Annotated in this window: 33 protein-coding genes; 30 read left to right on the forward strand and 3 right to left on the reverse strand. The window is 68.5% G+C overall.

Annotated elements, in window-relative coordinates:
- The first annotated feature begins 14 nt into the window (after window positions 1–14).
- From rplV to rplQ, 23 genes are all read left to right on the forward strand, one after another.
- Complete coding sequence (gene rplV, locus AC1ROW_RS15065; RefSeq protein ID WP_179605001.1) at window positions 15–407, forward strand: 50S ribosomal protein L22; 393 nt, start codon at window positions 15–17, stop codon at window positions 405–407.
- Window positions 407–1,183: a 30S ribosomal protein S3 gene (rpsC, locus tag AC1ROW_RS15070; RefSeq protein ID WP_179605002.1), complete on the forward strand. Its 777-nt coding sequence runs from the start codon at window positions 407–409 to the stop codon at window positions 1,181–1,183. Before rplV ends, rpsC begins: the two co-directional genes overlap by 1 nt.
- Before the next feature lie 2 nt (window positions 1,184–1,185).
- Window positions 1,186–1,605 (forward strand): 50S ribosomal protein L16, encoded by a 420-nt coding sequence (rplP, locus tag AC1ROW_RS15075; protein ID WP_055894786.1) that lies wholly within the window; start codon window positions 1,186–1,188, stop codon window positions 1,603–1,605.
- Entirely contained in the window at window positions 1,605–1,937 is a 333-nt protein-coding gene (rpmC, locus tag AC1ROW_RS15080) for a 50S ribosomal protein L29 (protein ID WP_208041273.1), read from the forward strand. Before rplP ends, rpmC begins: the two co-directional genes overlap by 1 nt.
- On the forward strand, window positions 1,937–2,242 hold the full coding sequence (rpsQ, locus tag AC1ROW_RS15085; RefSeq protein ID WP_018191959.1) for a 30S ribosomal protein S17: 306 nt from the start codon (window positions 1,937–1,939) through the stop codon (window positions 2,240–2,242). Before rpmC ends, rpsQ begins: the two co-directional genes overlap by 1 nt.
- Entirely contained in the window at window positions 2,239–2,607 is a 369-nt protein-coding gene (gene rplN, locus AC1ROW_RS15090; protein ID WP_018191958.1) for a 50S ribosomal protein L14, read from the forward strand. Before rpsQ ends, rplN begins: the two co-directional genes overlap by 4 nt.
- A 3-nt stretch (window positions 2,608–2,610) precedes the next feature.
- On the forward strand, window positions 2,611–2,970 hold the full coding sequence (rplX, locus tag AC1ROW_RS15095; RefSeq protein WP_158865608.1) for a 50S ribosomal protein L24: 360 nt from the start codon (window positions 2,611–2,613) through the stop codon (window positions 2,968–2,970).
- On the forward strand, window positions 2,970–3,557 hold the full coding sequence (gene rplE, locus AC1ROW_RS15100) for a 50S ribosomal protein L5 (RefSeq protein ID WP_493019726.1): 588 nt from the start codon (window positions 2,970–2,972) through the stop codon (window positions 3,555–3,557). The genes rplX and rplE overlap by 1 nt, the downstream gene beginning before the upstream one ends.
- A 110-nt stretch (window positions 3,558–3,667) precedes the next feature.
- Entirely contained in the window at window positions 3,668–4,066 is a 399-nt protein-coding gene (gene rpsH, locus AC1ROW_RS15105) for a 30S ribosomal protein S8 (protein ID WP_179605006.1), read from the forward strand.
- A 7-nt stretch (window positions 4,067–4,073) separates the two neighbouring features.
- The gene (gene rplF / locus AC1ROW_RS15110; protein WP_493019727.1) at window positions 4,074–4,610 is read left to right on the forward strand and encodes a 50S ribosomal protein L6; all 537 of its coding nucleotides are present in this window, start codon (window positions 4,074–4,076) and stop codon (window positions 4,608–4,610) included.
- 2 nt (window positions 4,611–4,612) lie between these two features.
- Complete coding sequence (gene rplR, locus AC1ROW_RS15115; protein WP_493019728.1) at window positions 4,613–4,984, forward strand: 50S ribosomal protein L18; 372 nt, start codon at window positions 4,613–4,615, stop codon at window positions 4,982–4,984.
- Window positions 4,981–5,700, forward strand: a complete 720-nt coding sequence (gene rpsE, locus AC1ROW_RS15120; RefSeq protein ID WP_179605009.1) for a 30S ribosomal protein S5 — start codon at window positions 4,981–4,983, stop codon at window positions 5,698–5,700. The genes rplR and rpsE overlap by 4 nt, the downstream gene beginning before the upstream one ends.
- Window positions 5,700–5,885 (forward strand): 50S ribosomal protein L30, encoded by a 186-nt coding sequence (rpmD, locus tag AC1ROW_RS15125; protein ID WP_021759561.1) that lies wholly within the window; start codon window positions 5,700–5,702, stop codon window positions 5,883–5,885. The genes rpsE and rpmD overlap by 1 nt, the downstream gene beginning before the upstream one ends.
- The gene (rplO, locus tag AC1ROW_RS15130) at window positions 5,885–6,547 is read left to right on the forward strand and encodes a 50S ribosomal protein L15 (protein WP_493019729.1); all 663 of its coding nucleotides are present in this window, start codon (window positions 5,885–5,887) and stop codon (window positions 6,545–6,547) included. The genes rpmD and rplO overlap by 1 nt, the downstream gene beginning before the upstream one ends.
- Before the next feature lie 83 nt (window positions 6,548–6,630).
- Window positions 6,631–7,953 (forward strand): preprotein translocase subunit SecY, encoded by a 1,323-nt coding sequence (gene secY, locus AC1ROW_RS15135; protein WP_179605010.1) that lies wholly within the window; start codon window positions 6,631–6,633, stop codon window positions 7,951–7,953.
- Window positions 7,950–8,558 carry an adenylate kinase gene (locus AC1ROW_RS15140; protein WP_493019730.1) on the forward strand — a complete coding sequence of 203 codons (609 nt, stop codon included), beginning with the start codon at window positions 7,950–7,952 and terminating at the stop codon, window positions 8,556–8,558. The genes secY and AC1ROW_RS15140 overlap by 4 nt, the downstream gene beginning before the upstream one ends.
- Window positions 8,559–8,566: 8 nt before the next feature.
- Window positions 8,567–9,397: a type I methionyl aminopeptidase gene (gene map, locus AC1ROW_RS15145; protein WP_493019731.1), complete on the forward strand. Its 831-nt coding sequence runs from the start codon at window positions 8,567–8,569 to the stop codon at window positions 9,395–9,397.
- Window positions 9,398–9,569: 172 nt separating this feature from the next.
- Window positions 9,570–9,791: a translation initiation factor IF-1 gene (gene infA, locus AC1ROW_RS15150; protein WP_011186713.1), complete on the forward strand. Its 222-nt coding sequence runs from the start codon at window positions 9,570–9,572 to the stop codon at window positions 9,789–9,791.
- 77 nt (window positions 9,792–9,868) lie between these two features.
- On the forward strand, window positions 9,869–9,982 hold the full coding sequence (gene rpmJ, locus AC1ROW_RS15155; RefSeq protein ID WP_011186712.1) for a 50S ribosomal protein L36: 114 nt from the start codon (window positions 9,869–9,871) through the stop codon (window positions 9,980–9,982).
- A gap of 142 nt (window positions 9,983–10,124) precedes the next feature.
- Window positions 10,125–10,499: a 30S ribosomal protein S13 gene (gene rpsM / locus AC1ROW_RS15160; protein WP_179605016.1), complete on the forward strand. Its 375-nt coding sequence runs from the start codon at window positions 10,125–10,127 to the stop codon at window positions 10,497–10,499.
- A 29-nt stretch (window positions 10,500–10,528) separates the two neighbouring features.
- The gene (gene rpsK / locus AC1ROW_RS15165; RefSeq protein ID WP_018191944.1) at window positions 10,529–10,927 is read left to right on the forward strand and encodes a 30S ribosomal protein S11; all 399 of its coding nucleotides are present in this window, start codon (window positions 10,529–10,531) and stop codon (window positions 10,925–10,927) included.
- A gap of 118 nt (window positions 10,928–11,045) precedes the next feature.
- On the forward strand, window positions 11,046–12,041 hold the full coding sequence (locus AC1ROW_RS15170; protein WP_493019732.1) for a DNA-directed RNA polymerase subunit alpha: 996 nt from the start codon (window positions 11,046–11,048) through the stop codon (window positions 12,039–12,041).
- 49 nt (window positions 12,042–12,090) lie between these two features.
- Window positions 12,091–12,666, forward strand: a complete 576-nt coding sequence (rplQ, locus tag AC1ROW_RS15175) for a 50S ribosomal protein L17 (protein WP_493019733.1) — start codon at window positions 12,091–12,093, stop codon at window positions 12,664–12,666.
- A gap of 69 nt (window positions 12,667–12,735) precedes the next feature.
- Here rplQ and AC1ROW_RS15180 read toward each other — a convergent pair whose 3' ends face one another.
- Together AC1ROW_RS15180 and AC1ROW_RS15185 are read right to left on the reverse strand one after the other, a co-directional pair.
- A complete protein-coding gene (locus AC1ROW_RS15180; protein WP_493019734.1) occupies window positions 12,736–14,514 on the reverse strand; it encodes a bifunctional sugar phosphate isomerase/epimerase/4-hydroxyphenylpyruvate dioxygenase family protein in 1,779 nt (592 codons plus the stop codon).
- Window positions 14,514–15,422, reverse strand: coding sequence for a shikimate dehydrogenase (locus AC1ROW_RS15185; protein WP_493019735.1), 909 nt, complete (start codon window positions 15,420–15,422; stop codon window positions 14,514–14,516). Before AC1ROW_RS15185 ends, AC1ROW_RS15180 begins: the two co-directional genes overlap by 1 nt.
- Before the next feature lie 83 nt (window positions 15,423–15,505).
- On the opposite strand from AC1ROW_RS15185, the gene AC1ROW_RS15190 reads away from it, so the two are divergent.
- The 7 genes from AC1ROW_RS15190 to glmM all read left to right on the forward strand — a co-directional run bounded on the left by AC1ROW_RS15190 (window position 15,506) and on the right by glmM (window position 22,046).
- Window positions 15,506–16,147 carry a TetR/AcrR family transcriptional regulator gene (locus AC1ROW_RS15190; RefSeq protein WP_493019736.1) on the forward strand — a complete coding sequence of 214 codons (642 nt, stop codon included), beginning with the start codon at window positions 15,506–15,508 and terminating at the stop codon, window positions 16,145–16,147.
- A 58-nt stretch (window positions 16,148–16,205) separates the two neighbouring features.
- Window positions 16,206–17,507 (forward strand): MFS transporter, encoded by a 1,302-nt coding sequence (locus AC1ROW_RS15195; protein WP_493019737.1) that lies wholly within the window; start codon window positions 16,206–16,208, stop codon window positions 17,505–17,507.
- Between the two features lie 41 nt (window positions 17,508–17,548).
- On the forward strand, window positions 17,549–18,589 hold the full coding sequence (locus AC1ROW_RS15200; RefSeq protein ID WP_493019738.1) for a GNAT family N-acetyltransferase: 1,041 nt from the start codon (window positions 17,549–17,551) through the stop codon (window positions 18,587–18,589).
- Window positions 18,590–18,613: 24 nt separating this feature from the next.
- Window positions 18,614–19,480, forward strand: coding sequence for a tRNA pseudouridine(38-40) synthase TruA (gene truA / locus AC1ROW_RS15205; protein ID WP_493019739.1), 867 nt, complete (start codon window positions 18,614–18,616; stop codon window positions 19,478–19,480).
- Between the two features lie 183 nt (window positions 19,481–19,663).
- Window positions 19,664–20,110: a 50S ribosomal protein L13 gene (gene rplM / locus AC1ROW_RS15210; protein WP_179605025.1), complete on the forward strand. Its 447-nt coding sequence runs from the start codon at window positions 19,664–19,666 to the stop codon at window positions 20,108–20,110.
- Window positions 20,111–20,159: 49 nt separating this feature from the next.
- Entirely contained in the window at window positions 20,160–20,657 is a 498-nt protein-coding gene (gene rpsI / locus AC1ROW_RS15215) for a 30S ribosomal protein S9 (protein WP_493019740.1), read from the forward strand.
- A 27-nt stretch (window positions 20,658–20,684) separates the two neighbouring features.
- Entirely contained in the window at window positions 20,685–22,046 is a 1,362-nt protein-coding gene (glmM, locus tag AC1ROW_RS15220; RefSeq protein WP_493019741.1) for a phosphoglucosamine mutase, read from the forward strand.
- 22 nt (window positions 22,047–22,068) lie between these two features.
- Here the strand turns inward: glmM and AC1ROW_RS15225 are convergent, their stop codons facing one another.
- Complete coding sequence (locus AC1ROW_RS15225) at window positions 22,069–22,392, reverse strand: helix-turn-helix domain-containing protein (protein WP_493019742.1); 324 nt, start codon at window positions 22,390–22,392, stop codon at window positions 22,069–22,071.
- Window positions 22,393–22,446 lie beyond the last annotated feature (54 nt).

A 22,446-nucleotide genomic window follows, 5' to 3' on the forward strand; every position in this document is an offset into this window, starting at 1 on the left:
TAAGGAGGAGAGAAATGGTGGAGTCGATCGCACGCGTGCGTCACATCCGCGTCACCCCCATGAAGGCCCGCCGCGTCGTCAACCTGATCCGCGGCAAGCAGGCCCAGGAGGCCCTGGCCATCCTGAAGTTCGCCCCGCAGAGCGCGAGCGAGCCGGTCTACAAGCTCGTCGCGTCGGCGATCGCCAACGCGCGCGTCAAGGCCGACCAGAGCAACACCTACCTGGACGAGCAGGACCTGTACGTGAGCCGCGCCTTCGTGGACGAGGGCACGACCCTCAAGCGGTTCCAGCCGCGTGCGCAGGGCCGCGCCTTCCGCATCAACAAGCGCACCAGCCACATCACGATCGTCCTCGCGACGCCGGATGAGGTTCAGGACGCCAAGGCCACGAAGAAGGCGAGCAACTAATGGGTCAGAAAGTCAACCCGTACGGCTTCCGTCTGGGAATCACCACCGACCACGTGTCGCGCTGGTTCTCCGACAGCACGAAGAAGGGTCAGCGTTACAGCGACTACCTCGCTGAGGACGTCAAGATCCGCACTCTGCTGAAGACGTCGCTCGACCGCGCGGGCGTGTCCCGCATCGAGATCGAGCGCACCCGCGACCGCGTCCGCGTCGACATCCACACCGCCCGTCCGGGCATCGTGATCGGTCGCCGTGGCGCCGAGGCCGAGCGCATCCGCGCCGACCTCGAGAAGCTCTCGGGCAAGCAGATCCAGCTGAACATCCTCGAGGTCAAGAACCCCGAGGCCGACGCCCAGCTCGTCGCTCAGGGCATCGCCGAGCAGCTCGCCGCACGCGTGGCCTTCCGCCGCGCGATGCGCAAGGGCCTGCAGGGCGCCCAGCGCGCCGGCGCCAAGGGTGTCCGCATCCAGGTGTCGGGCCGTCTCGGCGGCGCCGAGATGAGCCGCTCGGAGTTCTACCGCGAGGGTCGTGTGCCGCTGCACACGCTCCGCGCCAACATCGACTACGGCTTCTACGAGGCCAAGACCACCTTCGGTCGCATCGGTGTCAAGGTGTGGATCTACAAGGGCGACATCACGAACAAGGAGCTTGCCCGCGAGCAGGCCAACCAGAAGCCGTCGCGCGAGCGCAACGACCGTGACCGTCCGCGTCGCGGCGGTGGCCGGGGCAACGCTCCCGCCGCCGAGTCCGCGCCGGCCGCAGCAGGAGTTGAGGCATAACCATGTTGATCCCACGCAGAGTCAAGCACCGCAAGCAGCACCACCCCGGCCGTAGCGGCCAGGCGACCGGTGGCACGAAGGTCTCCTTCGGCGAGTTCGGCATCCAGGCCCTGACCCCCGCTTATGTGACCAACCGTCAGATCGAGTCCGCTCGTATCGCCATGACGCGTCACATCAAGCGTGGCGGCAAGGTGTGGATCAACATCTACCCGGACCGTCCGCTCACGAAGAAGCCGGCCGAGACCCGAATGGGTTCCGGTAAGGGTTCCCCCGAGTGGTGGGTCGCGAACGTCAAGCCGGGTCGGGTCCTCTTCGAGGTCTCCGGCGTCTCCGAGGAACTCGCTCGTGAGGCCATGACCCGTGCAATCCACAAGCTGCCCCTCAAGGCACGCATCATCAAGCGCGAGGAGGGCGACGCGTAATGGCGATCGGCACCAAGGAGCTCGCTCCCAGCGAGCTCGACACCTTTGAAGACGAGCGTCTGATCGACGAGCTGAAGAAGGCCAAGGAAGAGCTGTTCAACCTGCGCTTCCAGTCGGCCACCGGTCAGCTCGAGAGCCACGGCCGCCTGCGTGCGGTCAAGCGCGACATCGCTCGTATCTACACCGTGATCCGTGAGCGCGAGCTCGGGATCCGGGCGACCCCGGCTCCGGCCGAGGTGGCGCCTGCCAAGGCAGAGAAGAAGAGCAAGGCGAAGAAGGAGGCCGCTGAGGCTCCCGAGGTCGCCGAGACCGAGACTGAGGAGGCCAAGTAATGGCTGAGACCACCAAGGCTGCGGCCGCGGAGTCGGCGGCCGACGAGGCCCTCGTCCGTGGTTACCGCAAGGCCCGTCGCGGGTACGTCGTCAGCGACAAGATGGACAAGACCATCGTCGTCGAGGTCGAGGACCGCGTGAAGCACCCCCTGTACGGAAAGGTCATTCGCCGCACCTCCAAGGTGAAGGCGCACGACGAGAACAACACCGCCGGCATCGGCGACCTCGTTCTCATCAACGAGACCCGTCCGCTGAGCGCCTCCAAGCGGTGGCGCCTGGTTGAGATTCTGGAGAAGGCCAAGTGATTCAGCAGGAATCCCGACTCAAGGTCGCCGACAACACCGGCGCCAAGGAGCTTCTCGCCATTCGCGTCCTCGGCGGCTCGAGCCGTCGCTACGCCGGCCTGGGTGACGTCATCGTCGCCACGGTCAAGGACGCGATCCCTGGCGGCAACGTCAAGAAGGGCGATGTCGTCAAGGCCGTCGTCGTGCGCGTGCGGAAGAACACCCGCCGCCCGGACGGTTCCTACATCAAGTTCGACGAGAACGCCGCCGTGATCCTGAAGAACGACGGTGACCCCCGTGGCACCCGCATCTTCGGCCCGGTCGGCCGTGAGCTTCGCGACAAGAAGTTCATGAAGATCATCTCGCTGGCCCCGGAGGTGCTGTAACCCATGGCGAACATCAAGAAGGGCGACCTGGTCCAGGTCATCTCGGGCCGTTCGCAGGCCCGCGGTGGCGACCGTGGCAAGCAGGGTCGTGTCATCGAGGTCCTCGTGGAGAAGAACCGCGTGATCGTCGAGGGCGTCAACTTCGTGACCAAGCACGTGCGCGTCGGCCAGACGCAGCGTGGCACGAAGACCGGCGGCATCGAGACCCACGAGGCTCCGATCCACGTGTCCAACGTGGCGCTCGTCGACCCCGAGACCAAGAAGCCGACCCGCGTCGGCTTCCGCACCGAGACCGTTACGAAGGACGGCGTCACCAAGACGGTCCGCGTTCGTTACGCCAAGAAGTCTGGTAAGGACCTGTAATGACGGACACTGCAACGAGTGCTGGCAAAATCCAGCCTCGCCTGAAGCAGAAGTACAAGAACGAGATCGCCGCGAGCCTGTCCAAGGACTTCGGCTTCACGAACGTGCACCAGGTGCCCGGTCTCGTGAAGATCGTCGTCAACATGGGCGTCGGCGAGGCGGCTCGTGACGGCAAGGTGATCGACGGTGCGATCAACGACCTCACCCTGATCACCGGCCAGAAGCCGCAGGTCACCAAGGCCCGCAAGTCCATCGCGCAGTTCAAGCTGCGCGAGGGCCAGCCGATCGGCGCGCACGTCACGCTGCGCGGCGACCGCATGTGGGAGTTCCTCGACCGCCTGCTCTCGCTCGCGCTGCCCCGTATCCGGGACTTCCGCGGCCTGAGCGACAAGCAGTTCGACGGCAACGGCAACTACACGTTCGGTCTCACGGAGCAGTCGATGTTCCACGAGATCAACCAGGACCGGATCGACCGTGTCCGCGGTATGGACATCACGGTCGTGACCACCGCGAAGAACGACGACGAGGGTCGCGCGCTGCTCAAGCAGCTCGGGTTCCCGTTCCGTTCGAACGAGACGAGCAACTGACTCTAGTAGTCTTGTCTCTTTGTGGGCCGGCCGCCCGGCCGGCCCACTTCCACCACAGGTCGTCAGTCGTGTAACGGCTGCACGAAACCTGGTGAACAAAGGAATCTGCAATGACGATGACAGATCCGGTCGCAGACATGCTGACCAGACTGCGCAACGCGAACTCGGCGCACCACGACACCGTGTCGATGCCGCACTCCAAGCTCAAGGCCCACATCGCCGAGATCCTCACCAACGAGGGCTACATCTCCGGCTGGGAGGTCTCCGACGCCCGTGTCGGCCAGACCCTGACGCTCAACCTCAAGTTCGGTCCGAACCGTGAGCGCTCCATCGCCGGCATCAAGCGCGTCTCCAAGCCCGGCCTCCGCGTCTACGCGAAGTCCACGGAGCTCCCCAAGGTCCTCGGCGGCCTCGGCGTCGCCATCCTGTCCACCTCCTCGGGGCTCCTCACGGACCGCCAGGCTGAGAAGAAGGGCGTGGGTGGGGAAGTCCTCGCCTACGTGTGGTGATCCCGCCATGTCGCGTATTGGAAGACTGCCCATCGACATCCCCGCTGGGGTCGATGTGAAGATCGACGGTCAGACCGTCACTGTCAAGGGCCCGAAGGGCGAGCTCACGCTCACCGTCGCGAGCCCCATCGAGGCGAAGCTGGAGGAGGGCCAGGTCCTGGTCACCCGTCCGGACGACGAGCGCGCTTCGCGTTCGCTCCACGGCCTCACCCGCACCCTCATCAACAACAACATCATCGGCGTCACCCAGGGCTACTCCAAGGGCCTGGAGATCGTCGGCACCGGTTACCGCGTCGCGCAGAAGGGCGCGGGCGTCGAGTTCGCCCTCGGCTTCTCGCACCCGGTCAACGTGGAGCCGCCGGCCGGCATCACCTTCACGGTCGAGGGCAACAACAAGCTCACCGTGAGCGGGATCGACAAGCAGGCTGTGGGCGAGGTCGCCGCGAACATCCGCAAGATCCGCAAGCCCGAGCCGTACAAGGGCAAGGGTGTGCGTTACGCCGGCGAGGTTGTTCGTCGCAAGGCCGGAAAGGCTGGTAAGTAATCATGGCTCTGGGTACCAGAGGAAAGAGCAAGGCGGCCGCTCGCGACCGTCGTCACACCCGCCTGCGCAAGAAGATCGTGGGCACCGAGGTCCGTCCTCGCCTGGTCGTCACCCGCTCGGCCCGTCACGTCTTCGTCCAGATCGTGGACGACGCCAAGGGCCACACGCTGGCCTCCGCGTCGACGATGGAGGCCGACCTGCGCGGCTTCGACGGTGACAAGACCGCCAAGGCCCGCAAGGTCGGTGAACTGGTCGCTGAGCGCGCCAAGACCGCCGGTGTCGAGGCCGTGGTCTTCGACCGCGGCGGCAGCAAGTACGCCGGTCGCGTTGCGGCCGTCGCCGAAGGCGCTCGTGAAGGTGGGCTGAACCTGTGAGCGACGAGAACAACAAGGAGCAGACCGTGGCCGCTGAGGTAACGGAGACCGCGCAGCCGGTCGAGACCGCTGCGTCGACCGACAACAACCGTGAGCGCGAGCCGCGCCGCGGTGGCCGGGAGCGCAACCCCAACCGTGATCGCGGCAGCCGTGACGCCGACAAGAGCCAGTTCCTGGAGCGCGTCGTCACCATCAACCGCGTCTCCAAGGTCGTGAAGGGCGGTCGTCGCTTCAGCTTCACCGCTCTCGTGGTCGTCGGCGACGGCAACGGCCTGGTGGGCGTCGGCTACGGCAAGGCCCGCGAGGTGCCGCTGGCGATCTCGAAGGGCGTCGAGGAGGCGAAGAAGAACTTCTTCCGCGTCCCGCGCGTCGGCAACACCATCCCGCACCCGGTGCAGGGTGAGGCCGCCGCCGGCGTCGTCCTCCTGCGTCCGGCCGCCGCCGGTACCGGTGTCATCGCCGGTGGCCCGGTGCGCGCCGTCCTGGAGTGCGCCGGCATCCACGACGTGCTGAGCAAGTCGCTCGGCTCGTCCAACACGATCAACATCGTGCACGCGACCGTCGAGGCGCTGCAGCAGCTCGAGGAGCCCCGTGCCGTCGCAGCTCGCCGTGGTCTCGACTACGACCAGGTCGCGCCCGCGCGCCTGCTGCGTGCCGAGGCCGAGGCGGCCGAGGCCGCTGCTGCCGCCAAGAAGGCAGAGAAGGTAGGTGCCTGATGGCCGCGCGCCTGAAGATCACGCAGATCAAGTCGAAAGTGAGCGAGAAGCAGTACCAGCGCGACACGCTGCGCAGTCTGGGACTGAAGCGCATCGGTGACGTCGTCGTCCGCGAGGACACCCCGCAGAACCGCGGGTACGTCAACACCGTCGCTCACCTGGTGAAGGTTGAGGAGATCGACTAATGGCTGACGACAAGCCGACCACTGAGGCTGCCGCCGCCGAGAAGCCGGCCGCCAAGAAGAGCACCGCCAAGGCTGCCGCCGACAAGCCGGCCGCCGCGAAGGCTCCGGCCAAGAAGGCTCCGGCGAAGGCCGCTGCCGACAAGGCCGCCGCAAGCACCAAGGACGAGACCGTCGCCGCCCCGGCGAAGAAGGCCCCGGCCAAGAAGGACGTCGCGGAGCCCCGCGAGCAGGTCCTCAAGGTGCACCACCTCCGTCCCGCCGCGGGCGCCAAGAAGGACAAGACCCGCGTCGGACGCGGTGAGGGTTCCAAGGGCAAGACCGCGGGCCGTGGCACGAAGGGCACCAAGGCCCGCTACCAGGTCCGCCCGGGCTTCCAGGGCGGTCAGCTCCCGTTCCACATGCGTTCGCCGAAGCTGCGCGGGTTCAAGAACCCGTTCCGCGTCGAGTACCAGGTGGTCAACCTCGAGAAGCTGGCCGAGCTGTACCCGGCCGGTGGCGATGTCACCATCGCCGACCTCGTCGCCAAGGGCGCCGTTCGCAAGAACGAGAAGGTCAAGGTTCTCGGTAACGGGGACATTGCGGTTAAGCTGAACGTTGCGGTCGACAAGGTCTCCGGCTCTGCCGAGCAGAAGATCGTCGCCGCTGGTGGCTCCGTCAAGTAAGTAGCCGCCCGTAAAGCAGCGCAGTCGGGTGGCCGGGACTCCCGGTCACCCGACTGACTCTTACAGGAAAGCAGGACGCACTTTTGTTTAGCGCCGTCGCGCGGATCTTCCGCACCCCGGACCTCCGCCGGAAGATCTTCTTCACGCTGGGGATCATCGCCCTGTTCCGGCTGGGCTCCTTCATCCCTGCGCCGTTCGTCGACTTCGCCAACGTGCAGACCTGTCTGAACGCCAACCAGGACACCTCGGGGCTCTACTCCCTGGTCAACCTCTTCTCCGGTGGCGCTCTCCTCAAACTCTCGATCTTCGCGCTCGGCATCATGCCGTACATCACCGCGTCGATCATCGTGCAGCTTCTCCGCGTGGTCATCCCGCGCTTCGAGACCCTCTACAAGGAGGGCCAGGCCGGCCAGGCGAAGCTCACGCAGTACACGCGCTATCTCACGATCGCGCTGGGCGTCCTCCAGTCGACGACCCTCATCACCGTCGCCCGTTCGGGCGCCCTCTTCGGCACCACGGCCGTCTCCCAGTGCACGCAGCTGATCACCGACGACTCCTGGTACGCCATCATGCTCATGGTCATCACGATGACCGCCGGCACCGGCCTCATCATGTGGATGGGCGAGCTCGTCACCGAGCGCGGCATCGGCAATGGCATGTCCCTCCTGATCTTCACCTCCATCGCCGCGCAGTTCCCGAGCTCCCTGTGGGCGATCGGCCAGTCGCAGAGCATCGAGGTGATGTTGGTGGTGATCGCGATCGGTCTGCTGATCGTCGCCGCGGTCGTGTTCGTCGAGCAGTCGCAGCGCCGCATCCCCGTGCAGTACGCCAAGCGCATGGTCGGTCGCCGCACCTACGGCGGCAACAACACGTACATCCCGATCAAGGTGAACATGGCGGGCGTCGTGCCGGTCATCTTCGCGTCGTCGCTGCTGTACCTGCCGGCCCTGATCGCCCAGTTCAACCAGCCGGCCGCCGGCAAGGCCCCGGCCCCGTGGGTGACCTGGATCACGAACTACCTGACCAAGGGCGACCACCCGCTCTACATGCTGCTCTACTTCCTCCTGATCGTCGGCTTCACGTACTTCTACGTCGCGATCACGTTCAACCCGGAGGAGGTCGCCGACAACATGAAGAAGTACGGCGGCTTCATCCCCGGCATCCGGGCGGGCCGCCCCACCGCCGAGTACCTCGACTACGTGCTGACGCGCGTGACGCTGCCCGGCTCGATCTACCTCGGCATCATCGCCCTGATCCCGCTGATAGCGTTCGCATTGCTCGGCGCCAGCCAGAACTTCATGTTCGGCGGCACGTCCATCCTCATCATCGTCGGTGTGGGACTCGAGACGGTCAAGCAGATCGACTCCCAGCTCCAGCAACGGCACTACGAAGGGCTTCTGCGTTGACCCGTATGCTGATCGTCGGACCTCCCGGAGCGGGCAAGGGCACTCAGGCCTCCCGCATCACCAGCACGTACGGGATCCCCGACATCTCCACGGGCGACATCTTCCGGGCGAACATCAAGAACGAGACCCCGCTCGGCCAGCAGGTCAAGGCGATCGTCGACGCGGGCGACTACGTTCCGGACAGCCTCACCAACCAGCTCGTCACCGACCGCCTGGCGGAGGACGACGCGAAGGACGGCTTCCTCCTCGACGGCTATCCGCGCACGCTCGAGCAGGTGAAGTACCTCGACGAGCTGCTGGCCTCCCAGGGCCACGAGCTCGGCGCGGTGATCCAGCTCGTCGCGGATCAGGACGAGATCGTCGCGCGCCTCACCAAGCGCGCACAGGAACAGGGTCGCGCCGATGACTCCGAGGACGCTATCCGGCACCGCCAGGAGGTGTACGTCCGCGAGACGTCGCCGCTGATCGACGTGTACCGCGACCGCGGTCTGCTGGTCGAGGTGGACGGGCTGGGCGACATGGACGAGGTCGCGGCGCGCATCCGTGCGGCGCTCGCCGAGCGCGGCATCCACCCGCTGGAGGGCGCCGGCGAGCCGGTCGCCTGAACAGCTCCATGGCTTTCCGACGGTCGTTCTACAAGTCGCCCGCCCAGCTCCGACTGATGGTCGCGCCGGGCCGGGCGACGGCCGCGTCCCTGGACGCCGTCGCCGCGGCGGTCGCCGCAGGCGTCTCGACGCTCGAGCTCGACCGGATCGCGGAGGCCGCGATCGAGGCGGCCGGCGGCACGTCCAACTTCAAGCTGGAGGCCGGCTACCACCACACGATCTGCGCGTCGGTCAACGACGAGGTCGTGCACGGCATCCCCGGCTCGCGCATCCTGCAGCCGGGGGACATCCTCTCGGTCGACAGCGGCGCCATCCAGGAGGGCTGGAACGGCGACGCGGCGCGCACGTTCGTGCTTCCCGACCCGGCGAATCCGGAGCGCGTCGCCGAGCGGCAGAAGCTCTCCGAGGTCACCGAGCAGTCGCTGTGGCACGGCATCGCCCGGCTCGCGACCGCGCGGCACCTCAACGAAGTGGGCGAGGCGATCGAGGACCACATCATGTCGCAGGGCGACTACGGCATCCTCACCGACTACATCGGCCACGGGATCGGGCGCCGGATGCACGAGGAGCCGCCGGTGTTCAATTACCGGGTGCGCTCGAAGGGCCCCGAAGTGCGCCCCGGGCTCGTGGTCGCGATCGAGCCGATGGTCGTCCTGGGGGAGCAGGACACCTACGTGAAGGACGACGGCTGGACCGTCGCCACCGAGGACGGTTCGGCCGCGGCGCACTGGGAGCACAGCGTGGCGGTGCACACCGACGGCATCTGGGTGCTGACGGCCCTCGACGGCGGGGCTGCGGAGCTCGCGCCGTTCGGGATCACGCCTACGCCCATCCCGTGACCGGCGATTCCGGGCCTGTTCGCTCAGAGCAGTCGCGGATGATAACCCAGAATTGGCGAAATGCGCCGGTATCCCATAAGATTGATCCTTGGTGTCTTAGGCGTGCTTTCTGCATGTCCGGCACCAGTCAACGCACGACCAGCAAACCACTACTAGTAGCGACAGTGAGGCTATGGCCAAAAAAGACGGTGTCATCGAGATCGAAGGATCTGTGATCGAGGCGCTCCCCAACGCGATGTTCCGCGTGGAGCTCACCAACGGTCACAAGGTTCTTGCCCACATCTCCGGCAAGATGCGCCAGCACTACATCCGTATCCTCCCTGAGGACCGCGTGATCGTGGAGCTGAGCCCCTACGATCTGACCCGCGGCCGGATCGTCTACCGCTACAAGTAACGGATTGCTGTAAGTAACGGCCCCGCCACCGGGTAGCCCCTGGCGAGGTACGAGGACAGCGAACAAAGGTAACAACTATGAAGGTCAACCCCTCCGTCAAGAAGATCTGCGACAAGTGCAAGGTCATCCGTCGCAACGGCCGGGTCATGGTCATCTGCGAGAACCCGCGCCACAAGCAGCGCCAGGGCTGATCGCAGCCAGCAAGACTCAACTGAATAACGAAGCGATCCCAGAACCCGCAACCGTCTAGCGCGGCTGCGGGGGACACCCTCGGAGGAGGCCGGGGCACCGGGATCGCTGAAGACCTCCACTCATCACAGGAGAAGCCACACCATGGCACGTCTAGCAGGCGTCGACATCCCGCGCGAGAAGCGCGTGGAGGTCGCACTCACCTACATCTACGGCGTCGGGCGCACGCGTGCGCTGCAGACCCTTCGCGAGACCGGGATCTCCGGCGACATCCGCGTCAAGGACCTGACCGACGACCAGCTCGTCGCACTGCGCGACTTCATCGAGGGCAACTTCAAGGTCGAGGGTGACCTCCGCCGTGAGGTCGCCGCCGACATCCGCCGCAAGGTCGAGATCGGCAGCTACGAGGGCATCCGCCACCGCAAGGGCCTCCCGGTCCGCGGCCAGCGAACCAAGACGAACGCGCGCACCCGCAAGGGACCGAAGCGCACGGTCGCCGGTAAGAAGAAGGCTCGCTAGGCCGACAACAGGACTGAAGGAGAAACAAAATGGCAGCACCCAAGTCGGCCGCTCGCAAGCCGCGCAAGAAGGAAAAGAAGAACATCGCTGTGGGCCAGGCCCACATCAAGAGCACCTTCAACAACACCATCGTCTCGATCACCGACACCACCGGTGCGGTCATCTCGTGGGCGTCCTCCGGTGGAGTTGGCTTCAAGGGCTCGCGCAAGTCCACCCCGTTCGCCGCGCAGCTGGCAGCCGAGTCGGCCGCCCGCCAGGCGCAGGAGCACGGGATGAAGAAGGTCGACGTCTTCGTCAAGGGCCCGGGCTCGGGCCGCGAGACCGCGATCCGCTCGCTCCAGGCCGCCGGCCTCGAGGTGGGCTCGATCAACGACGTCACTCCGCAGGCGCACAACGGCTGCCGCCCGCCGAAGCGTCGCCGCGTCTAGTTCTCTTCCACGTCCGCCCAGGCGGCGGTCCACCCGGGCCGCCGCCTGACGGCGTGACGAACCCCACCTCACTCACGCGAGTGTCATATAGCGGACACTCAGCCGAAAGGAATCAATAGTGCTCATTGCACAGCGTCCTACGCTCACCGAAGAGAACATCTCCGAGTTCCGGTCGCGGTTCGTCATCGAGCCGCTCGAGCCGGGCTTCGGCTACACCCTCGGCAACTCGCTGCGCCGCACCCTGCTCTCCTCCATCCCCGGCGCCGCCGTGACCAGCATCCGCATCGACGGCGTGCTGCACGAGTTCAGCACCGTCCCGGGTGTCAAGGAGGATGTCACCGAGATCATCCTGAACATCAAGGGTCTGGTCGTCTCCAGCGAGCACGACGAGCCGATCACCGCCTACCTCCGCAAGACCGGCTCCGGCCAGGTCACCGCGGCCGACATCTCGGCTCCGGCGGGCGTGGAGATCCACAACCCCGAGCTGGTCATCGCGACGCTCAACGACAAGGCGAAGTTCGAGGTCGAGCTGACCATCGAGCGCGGCCGCGGCTACGTCTCGGCCCAGCAGAACCGCAACGAGTACAGCGAGGCGGGCCAGATCCCGATCGACTCGATCTACTCCCCGGTCCTCAAGGTCACCTACCGCGTCGAGGCCACCCGTGCCGGCGAGCGCACCGACTTCGACCGCCTCGTGGTCGACGTCGAGACCAAGCCGGCGATCAGCCCGCGCGACGCGATCGCGTCCGCCGGCCGTACGCTCACCGAGCTGTTCGGTCTGGCCCGCGAGCTCAACAGCGCGGCCGAGGGTATCGAGATCGGCCCCGCGCCGGTCGACCAGGTGCTCAGCTCCGAGCTGTCGATGCCGATCGAGGACCTCGACCTGTCGGTCCGCTCGTACAACTGCCTCAAGCGTGAGGGCATCAACACCGTCAGCGAGCTCGTCTCGCTTTCGGAGACGCAGCTCATGAACATCCGCAACTTCGGCCAGAAGTCGGTGGATGAGGTCAAGGACAAGCTGACCGAGATGGGCCTGTCGCTCAAGGACTCGGTTCCCGGATTCGACGGCGCCCACTTCTACAGCGGGTACGAAGAAGACGAATCCACCATCTGAGGCCGCGTCAGCGAAGCCTTCGACTTTTCACTACTGGAGATAACCGATCATGCCTAAGCCCACCAAGGGCCCCCGCCTCGGAGGCGGTCCCGCGCACGAGCGCCTCATGCTCGCCAACCTGGCCGCTGCGCTGTTCACGCACAAGAGCATCAAGACGACCGAGACCAAGGCCAAGCGCCTGCGTCCCTACGCCGAGCGTCTGATCACGTTCGCGAAGCGCGGCGACCTGCACGCCCGCCGTCGCGTGCTCGCGGTCATCGGCGACAAGACCGTCGTGCACGAGCTCTTCACGGAGATCGCGCCGCTGGTCGCCGAGCGCGAGGGCGGCTACACCCGCATCACCAAGCTCGGTTTCCGCAAGGGCGACAACGCGCCCATGGCGCAGATCGAGCTCGTGCTCGAGCCCGTCACCCCGAAGGCGAAGCCGGCCAAGAAGGCCGCAGCCCCGAAGGCCGCTCCGGCCGAGGAGCCCGTCGCCGAGGAGACCCCCGCCGAGGACACCGCCGCCGAGGACACTGCGTCCGAGGAGACCACCGCCGCTGAGGCCGAGGTCGTCGAGGAGGCCACCGGCGACGCCGAGGCCGCCGAGGAGACCACCGCCGAGGCGGAGGCCGAGAAGGCCTGAGCCTTCCGCATCCTGTCGAAAGAGCCCCGCATCCGATCGGATGCGGGGCTCTTTCGCGACCTGGCGGGGTCAGTGCGACTGGTGCTGCGCGGTGAGCCGGACCGGGATGTTGGCGGCGCCGAAGCCGTCATAGCGGCCGCGGCGCTCCACCAGCTCGAAGAAGACGGCGCCGACCGTCTCCGTGTAGCAGTGCAGGTACTCGCCTGACGCGTCGCGGTCGTAGAGCAGCCCGGCGTCCCGCAGGCGTTCCAGCTCGCCGGGCGCCAGCTCGAAGCGCGCGGCGAGATCGTCGTAGTAGTTCGCCGAGACCGGGATCGTTCGCAGGCCACGCGCCCGCGCTCGGCCGATCAGCCCGTGGAGGTCGTCGCAGGCGATCGCGACGTGCTGTGCGTGCCGCTGCGTGGACGTGCGCTCGGCGAAGGGGGGTACGACATTCAGCGCGAGGCGTACCGAGCCGTCGGTCGAGCGGAGCACCTGGCTCCGGACCAGGCCCGCGGGACCGGGCAGCTCCGCCGACGACTCGCGCGTCAGCCCGAGGGCGGTGCCGTAGAACAGCACGGCCTCCTCGATGTCTGCCGCCGGCTCCGTGAGGTTGACGTGGTCGATGCCGCGGATCGCGGGATCGGCGATGCCCCGACCGCCGCTGAACTCGTCGGGCCACGCCTCCCCGCTCTCCGGGCCGCTGATCAGGATCTCCGTGCCGTCCGGCGCGAGCACGGCCGGGAGGTCGGCCTCCCCGGTGAGCACGCGGCGGTGCGCGCGCTGCGCCCCGAGGCGCTGCGCCCGCGAAGCGGCCTCTTCCGGCCGGTCGGCGCGGATGCCGAAGCCTGCGACATGCGGGCTCGTGCCCGCGGCGTTGTGCTCGTTGAGGACGATCCGCGCTCCGGCGGCCGCGTAGAGCCAGGCCGGTTTCGTGACGTGGCGGCCGCGCGGCGCGAAGCCGATCCGCTCCAGCACGGCGGCGACGGCGTCGGTGTCCTGCGCCTTGACCTCCACCTGGTCGAGCCCACGGGGCTCGGCCGCCGCACCGGCCGCGTCGGATCGCAGTGCGTCCTCCAGGACGGTCAGCGAGCGCAGGGCGTGCCGGGCGGTGCGGGCCGGGTCGGTCTGCCGGAAGACGTCGTTGAAGACCTCCAGCGAGAGCGGGCCGGTGTAACCGGCTCGCAGGGTGTGGCCGACGAACGCCGGCAGGTCGAAACCGCCCTCGCCGGGGAAGAGCCGATAGTGCCGGCTCCAGGACAGCACGTCCATCGACAGCAGCGGGGCGTCCGCGAGCTGCACGAAGAAGATCTTCGAGCCGGGGATCCGCTCGATGTCCGAGGGGTCGTGGCCTCGGGAGAGGATGTGGAAGCTGTCCAGGCACACGCCGAGCGCGGGATGGTCCGCGCGCTCCACGATCCGCCAGGCCCGCCGGTAGTCGTCGATGAACCGGCCCCAGGCCAGGGCCTCGAACGCGAGGCGCTTGCCGTGCAGCTCGGCTCGGTCGGCGAGCCGCGCGAGCTGCGCGGCCGACACCGCGTCGTCGTCGACGGAGGCCGTGGCGACATTGCTGCACACCAGAATCGTGTCGACGCCGAGCCGGTCCATGAGCACGAACTTCGCCTCGGCGCGGCGCAGCACCTGCGCGAACTCCTGCTCGGTCACCCCCTCGGCGTCGCGGAACGGCTGGTACAGCGCGATCTCCACGCCGAGCCGGTCGCACAGCGCCCGCACCTCCTCCGGCGACTGCGGTGCGGCGATCAGGTCGGGCTCGAAGATCTCCACCGCGTCGAACCCGGCGTCGGCGATGGCGTGCAGCTTGTCGACCAGCGTCCCTGACAGGCAGACCGTCGCGATGGAGGTGCGCATCAGCGGCCCTCCCGGATCATCGCGGCGAAGTGGGCGCGCATCCGCTCCCGGTCGGGCTCGGCGCCGGTGATGAGCCGGAACGCGTCGGCCGCCTGGCCGACGGCCATCCCGCCGCCGTCGAGCGTGCGGCAGCCGGCCTCCCGTGCCGCGCGGAGGAGCTCGGTGTCGACCGGCCGGTAGACGACGTCCGCCACCCAGAGGTCCGAGTGCAGCAGTGCTGCGGCGAGGGGGATGCCGGGATGGGTGTGCATGCCGACGAAGCTGGCGTTGACCACGCCGGTGACCGGACGCGCCGTGTCGCGGAGAACCGCGGGGACAGCGTCCGACGAGACGCCTGCTGCTGAGGCCTCCGGGAACCGGGACGCGAGCGAGACGGCAAGGCGGTCGGCGCGGGCGGCGTCGAGGTCGACCACCGTCAGCCGGGCGGCGCCCGCCTCCAGCAGCGCCGCGGACACGGCGGCCCCGGCGCCGCCGCCGCCGATCACGACGACGTGACCGAGGTCGGCGCCGGGGAGGCCATCGCGGAGGGCGGAGGCGAAACCGGTGACGTCGGTGTTGTGCCCGACCCGCCGCCCGCCCGCGAGCAGCACGGTGTTGACCGAGCCGATCGCCGCCGCCGAGGGGGTGACCTCGTCGAGGTGGGCGAGGACGCGCTGCTTGCAGGGGTGGGTGATGTTGAGGGCGTCGAAACCCAGGAGAACGGCCGCGTCGAGGACGCGGGCGATCATCGCGTCGGAGTTGGTCGAGTCGGGGTCGATCGCGCCGTCGAGCGCCAGCAGGTCGAGGGGCCGGTAGAGGTAGCGGAGCCCCTGTTCGTCGGCCTCTCGCTCGTGCAGCGGAGGCGTCAGCGACGGCAGCACGCCCTCGCCCAGGAGCCCGACCAGGTACGACTCTCCGACTACGCTCATCCGTCCTCCTCGACCATCGCGCGCTTGACAAAGGGCTGCGAGGTTTCTTAACGTACCAGATAGTTCATTAGCGAGGAGGCAGGATGGCCCGGCTGGATCACGAGCGGATCCGCGATGCGGAGCGCACTCGTGCCGAGATCCTCGCCGTGGCGACCCAGGAGTTCGCCGATCGTGGCTACTCCGGCGCCCGCGTGGACGAGATCGCGCGCCGGATGAGCACCACCAAGCGCATGATCTACTACTACTTCGGCGGCAAGGAGCAGCTCTACGTGAGCGTGCTGGAGGCCGCCTACGCCGAGATGCGCGGCTACGAGCAGCAGCTCGACGTGTCCGATCTCGAGCCGGTGGAGGCCATTCGCGCCATCGCCGAGCGGACCTTCGACCACCACACCAGCCGGCAGGACTTCGTCCGGCTCGTGGCGATCGAGAACATCCACCGTGCCGCGTTCCTGCGCGAGGTGGGCGAGCCGGAGAGCCTCGCGCTCCCGGCCCTGGAGCTGATCGACGAGGTGCTGCGCCGCGGCCGGGCCGCCGGCCTGTTCCGCGACGACCTCGACGCCACGGACGTGCACCTGGCGATCAGCTCCTTCTGCGTCTTCCCGGTGGCCAACCGCCACACGTTCGGGTACCTCTTCGGCCGCGATCTGCTGAACCAGGCGCGCGCCCCGCACTACCGGCGGATGCTCGGCGACATGATCGTCGCGCTCCTGACCGCGGACCGTTGACCCGTGCCGGGCGCGCCCGGCACGGATCGAATAGCTACGAAAGAAACGAGTGTCGACGATGACCACCCTCGCTCCTTCCCCCACGCGCACCCGCACACCTGTGCGCGCGGCCTTCGCCGGATTCCTCGGCTCGGCCGTCGAGTACTACGACTTCTTCATCTTCGGGTCGGCGGCCGCGCTGATCTTCCCGCACGTGTTCTTCCCCGACGCCGACACCACCGCGCGGGTGATGTCGTTCGCGACGTTCGGCTTCGCCTACGTGGCGCGGCCGATCGGCGCGGTGATCCTGGGGCACTTCGGCGACCGGATCGGTCGCAGGAAGGTGCTGGTCTTCACGCTCGCGCTGATGGGCTTCTCGACGTTCGCGATCGGCTGCCTGCCCACGTTCTCCGCGGTCGGCTGGCTCGCGCCCGTCCTGCTGGTGCTCTGCCGGCTGCTGCAGGGGCTGTCCGCCGCGGGCGAGCAGGCCGGCGCGAGTTCCATGACACTGGAGCACGCTCCCGAACGGCGCCGCGCCTTCTTCACCTCGTGGACGCTGACCGGCACCCAGGGCGGCCAGGTGCTGGCGGCCATCGCGTTCATCCCGATCATGGCGATGCCGGAGGACGTGCTGTACTCCGTCGGCTGGCGCATCCCGTTCTGGCTGTCTGCCGTCGTGGTGGTCGTGGCGTTCGTCGTGCGTCGGTCGCTGCCGGAGTCGCCGGAGTTCGTCAGCGCCGCGGAGGGCGGCGAGATCGAGAAGCTGCCGCTGGTCGGCCTGCTGCGCTCGCACTGGCGTGACGTGCTGCGTGTGGTGGTTCTCGCCATGATCGCCGCGGTCTCCACGGTGTTCGGCAACCTCGCGATCGCGTACGGGACGGACGCCGGGCTGGAGGCGTCGGTGACGCTCTGGCTGGTCGTCGTCGCGAACATCGTGGCACTCGTCACGCAGCCGCTGTTCGGGATGCTGGCCGACCGGATCGGCCGCAAGCCCGTGTTCATCTACGGCGCACTGGCCAGCGCGGCGCTGATGCCGTTCTACCTGCGCTCGATGTCGGGGTCCGAGGTCGGGGTCACGTTCCTGCTCGCCGTCGCGGTGTTCTCCTGCGGGTATGCCGCCGCGAACGCGGTCTGGCCGTCGTTCTACAACGAGATGTTCCCGCGCGAGGTGCGCTTCTCCGGCGTCGCGATCGGGACGCAGCTGGGCTTCCTGATGGCCGGCTTCGCACCCACGATCGTGACGGCGATGGGTGGCACCGGGCCGGACGGCTGGATCGTCATCTCGGTGTTCACGGCGGTGATCGCGGTGGTCGTGACGCTGGCGGCGCTGACGGCGCGGGAGACGGCGCGGACGCCCACGGCGGAACTCGGTCGTCGCTAGGCTGTGCCGTCGCTAGGCCGCGTCGTCGGTAGGCTGGCGGGATGCCCGGGACAGAGACGATCGACGAGGACCTCCGACCGCTGAGCGAGCGCGTGGCGGCGCCGCCGACGTACCGGCCGCGGCATCCCCTGGTCGCCGAGTGGCGCCCGATCACCGAGGCGGACATCGACGCGGTGCTCGCCGTGCTGCGCGCGAGCGACGCGGCCGACCACCCGAACTACCTGACCACGCGGGAGGAGCTGGAGGACGAGCTCGCCTTCAGCTTCCTCGATCGGGAGCGGGACACCCTCCTCGCCGTCGGCCACGACGGGGCGGTGCTGGCGGTCGGCTCGGTGCTGGAGCCGCCGCGGCAGGTCTCGCTGGTGCGCGAGTTCATGAACGGCACGGTGCACCCCGCACATCGCGGGAAGGGCATCGGGCGCGAACTGATCGCCTGGCAGCGGGCGCGCGGGGAGCAGAAGCTGGCCGCGCTCGACGCCGTGCTGCCGGGCTGGCTGGTGGGCTACGCCGACCGGCGCGCGCCGGAGCGTGAGCGGCTGCTGACGGCCGCGGGGTTCACGGCGGTGCGCTGGTTCCACACCATGGAGCGCGACCTGGCGGAGCCGATCCCGCAGGTCGCCCCGACGGAGGACGTGCGGATCGTGCCGTACACGAGCGACCTCGCCGACGCGGTCCATGCGGCGCGGGACGAGGCGTTCCGCGACCACTGGGGGAGCCAGCCGCTGAGCGACGAGCAGTGGGCCTCGCTGATCGGCGGGACGTTCGCTCCCGACGTGTCGTTCGTCGCGCTGGCGGGCGCGGAGGTCGCGGGCGTCATCCTCTGCGACGTGAACGAGGACGACTGGCCCGGGCAGGGTTTCTCCGGCCCCTACATCTCGACCGTCGCCGTCACCCGGGCGCACCGGGGCCGCCGGATCGCGCCGGCGCTGCTCGGCGCTGTGCTCACCGAGAGCGCGCGCCGCGGCTGGCAGAAGGCCGTCCTCGATGTGGACGCCGCCAGCCCGACCGGGGCCGACAGCCTCTACACCGGGATGGGGTTCGTCACGACGTTCGGCGAGACCGCACTGGTCCGGGAGTACTGAGCCGGCGTTCCCTAGAATCGAGGGATGACCGACCAGGCGACGCGATTCCGGCTCGACATCGCCTACCAGGGCACCGACTTCAACGGCTGGGGCCGTCAGCCCGCCCTCCGCACCGTGCAGGGCGAACTGGAGGCCGCGCTCGCCACGATCTTCCGGCGCGCGGGCGAGGCTCCGCTGCTGACCGTGGCCGGCCGTACCGACGCCGGCGTGCACGCGCGTGGGCAGGTGGCGCACGTCGACCTGTCGCCCGAGCAGGTCGCCGTGCTGCGCAAACCGCACGGCAAGCGGCCTCCGCTGACCGCGCGCGAAGCGCTGGCCCGCCGCCTGAACGGCATCCTCGGCCCGGTCGCCGACGTGGTGGTCCTGCGCGCGGGTGAGGCCCCGACCGGCTTCGACGCGCGGTTCTCGGCGGTCTGGCGACGCTACGAGTACCGGGTGGCCGACCGCCTGGCGCTGCGGGACCCGCTGCAGCGGCATCGCACCGCGTGGGTCTCGGCGGACCTCGACGCCGACGCGATGGACATCGCCGCGCACGGGTTGCTCGGCCTCCACGACTTCGCGAGCTACTGCAAGGCGCGCGAGGGCGCGACCACGATCCGCACCCTCCTCGACTACGCGTGGCGGCGCGACGACGACGGCGTGCTGGTGGGGGAGGTCGTGGCCGACGCGTTCTGCCACAGCATGGTCCGCGCGCTCGTGGGCGCGTGCGTCGAGGTCGGCGAGGGGTCGCAGACGCCGGGGGACCTGGTCGAGCTCCGCGACCAGCGGGTCCGCACCAGCGCCTTCAAGGTGATGCCGGCCCGCGGGCTGACGTTGATGGAGGTCGGCTACCCGGACGAGGCCGAGCTCGCGATGCGCGCGGAGCAGACCCGCGGGCTGCGGTCGCTCTGAGCCCGGTTTGACCCCCTCCGGGCGTGTCGCGTAGTATTGACCCTTGGTGTCGCCGCCTCACTGCGGCGCGACACACGAACGTGAGCCCTCCACCGGCTTCGGTTCCCGCCTCATCGAGACGGCAACCCCCATCGGAGTGGGATTCACGAACTCCTCCGTTCGATACAGAAAGCAGCCACTACTGTGACGCGCACTTACACCCCGAAGGCAGACGAGATCCAGCGCGACTGGGTCGTCATCGACGCGACCGATGTCGTGCTCGGCCGTCTCGCCAGCCACACCGCCGCCCTCCTGCGCGGCAAGCACAAGGCGACCTTCGCCCCCCACATGGACATGGGCGACTTCGTCATCATCGTGAACGCCGACAAGGTGGCCCTCACCGGCCAGAAGGCGGCTCAGAAGAAGGCCTACCGCCACTCGGGCTACCCGGGCGGCCTCAAGGCGACCACGTACTCGGAGCTCCTCGAGAAGAACCCGGTCCGCGCCGTCGAGAAGGCCGTCCGCGGCATGCTGCCGAAGACCTCCCTCGGTCGGGCCCAGCTCCGCAAGCTGAAGGTCTACACCGGAAGCGAGCACCCGCACGCCGCCCAGCAGCCGAAGCAGTACACGCTCGGCCAGGTCGCCCAGTAAGCGATCCAGACCTTCACGACTGACTTAAAGACAAAGGATTATCACCACCGTGGCGAAGATCGCAGACAGCATCGACTCGGCCCAGGCCGAGAACGTCGAGTCCTACTCGACCGAGACCCCCGAGAGCGCGGCCCCGGCCGCCCCGCGTCCCGTCCTCTCCGTGCCCGGCGCAGCCGTCGGCCGCCGCAAGGAGGCCATCGCCCGTGCGCGCCTGGTCCCCGGCTCCGGCACCATCACGGTCAACGGGCGTGAGTTCGCGGACTACTTCCCGAACAAGCTGCACCAGCAGCTGATCACCGACCCGTTCAAGGTCCTCGACCTCATCGGCTCGTACGACGTCGTCGCCCGCATCACCGGCGGCGGCCCCTCGGGCCAGGCCGGCGCGCTGCGCCTCGCCATCGCCCGCGCGCTGAACGAGATCGACCGTGAGAACAACCGCCCGACCCTCAAGAAGGCCGGCTTCCTCACCCGCGACGCCCGCGTGACCGAGCGCAAGAAGGCCGGTCTCAAGAAGGCCCGCAAGGCTTCGCAGTTCTCCAAGCGTTGACGCATCCCAGCGTCTAGGCTTCGGTCCATGCCCCGCCTTTTCGGAACCGACGGAGTCCGCGGACTCGCGAACGGTGTGCTCACCGCCGACCTGGCGCTCGGCCTCGCGCAGGCAGCTGCTGCTGTCCTGACGCGAGGCCGCAGCGCCGAGGCGCGGCGCGCCGCGGGCAAGCGCCCGCTGGCGATCGTCGCCAGAGACCCCCGGGTCTCCGGCGAGTTCCTCTCGGCCGCCGTCGCGGCCGGGCTGGCCAGCTCGGGCATCGACGTCTACGACGCCGGTGTCATCCCGACGCCCGCCACGGCCTTCCTCATCGCCGACATCGACGCCGACTTCGGCGTCATGGTCTCGGCGTCGCACAACCCCGCCCCCGACAACGGGATCAAGATCTTCGCGCGCGGCGGCACCAAGCTCCCCGACATCGTCGAGGACCGCATTGAGCAGCACCTCGACATGGAGAAGCTGACCCCGACCGGCGCCGATGTCGGCCGCATCCGGCGCTTCGCCGACGCCGAGGACCGCTACGTCGTGCACCTGCTGGCGAGCCTGCCGCACCGGCTCGACGGCATCCACGTCGTGCTCGACTGCGCCCACGGCGCCGCCGCCGGCATCTCGCCCGAGGTGTTCACCGACGCGGGCGCCCGCGTGACCGTCATCGGCGACTCGCCCGACGGCATGAACATCAACGACGGTGTCGGCTCGACCCACCTGGACAACCTGGCGAACGCCGTGCTCGCGGCCGGCGCGGACGTCGGCATCGCCCACGACGGCGACGCGGACCGCTGCCTCGCGATCGACGCCGACGGCAACGTCGTCGACGGCGACCAGATCATGGCGATTCTCGCGGTCGGCATGAAGGAGCGCGGCAAGCTCAAGGACGACACGCTCGTCGCGACCGTGATGAGCAACCTCGGCCTCAAGATCGCCATGCGCGAGCACGGCATCCGGATCGTGGAGACCGCCGTCGGCGACCGCTACGTGCTCGAGGAGATGAACCAGAACGACTACGCCCTCGGCGGCGAGCAGTCGGGTCACGTCATCATGCGCGAGTTCGCGACGACCGGCGACGGCATCCTCACCGGCCTGCACCTCCTCAGCGAGATGGCACGTCAGGGCAAGCCGCTGTCCGAGCTGGCCAAGGTGATGACGGTCTACCCGCAGGTGATGGTCAACGTGAAGGGCGTGGACCATCACGCCGTCCACACCGACGAACCGCTGAAGCTCGCCGTGCAGACCGCCGAGGCGGCGCTGGGCGACACCGGCCGCGTGCTCCTGCGTCCGTCCGGCACCGAGCCGCTGGTGCGCGTGATGGTGGAGGCCGCCGACCAGCACACGGCCGAGCGGCTGGCCAACGAGCTGGCCGACGTGGTGCGGGAGCGCCTGGGCGTCTAGCCCGCCGGCGTCGGCCGCCGGGTCAGTTCCCGGCGGCTTCCCGGTCGAGCCGGGCGTTCTGCTCGCGTACGAAGTCGGAGACCGAGAACGGCCGGGTGCGCTCCGGCAGCAGGCTGACGTCCGCCAGTCCCTCGAGCAGCGTGCCGGGCTCCGTCTCGAGCGTGACGGCGAGCTGCAGGAGGGTCAGCAGGGTCGGGTTTCCGGCGCCGCGCTCGACCTTGCCGTAGTTGGCGACGTCCACCTGGCTGAGGTTGGCCACCTCGTACTGGGAGAGCCCCAGCTCGACGCGACGGGCCCGGAGGCGGCCGCCCAGGATGCGGGCTGCTTCGAAGCGCGGGGACGACATGCGTCTACTCTGTTTTCCTGCGTGGTCTTTTCCCAGAGGATGAACACTATACGC

The organism is Leifsonia sp. GW821-FHT13C09 (assembly GCF_058806435.1).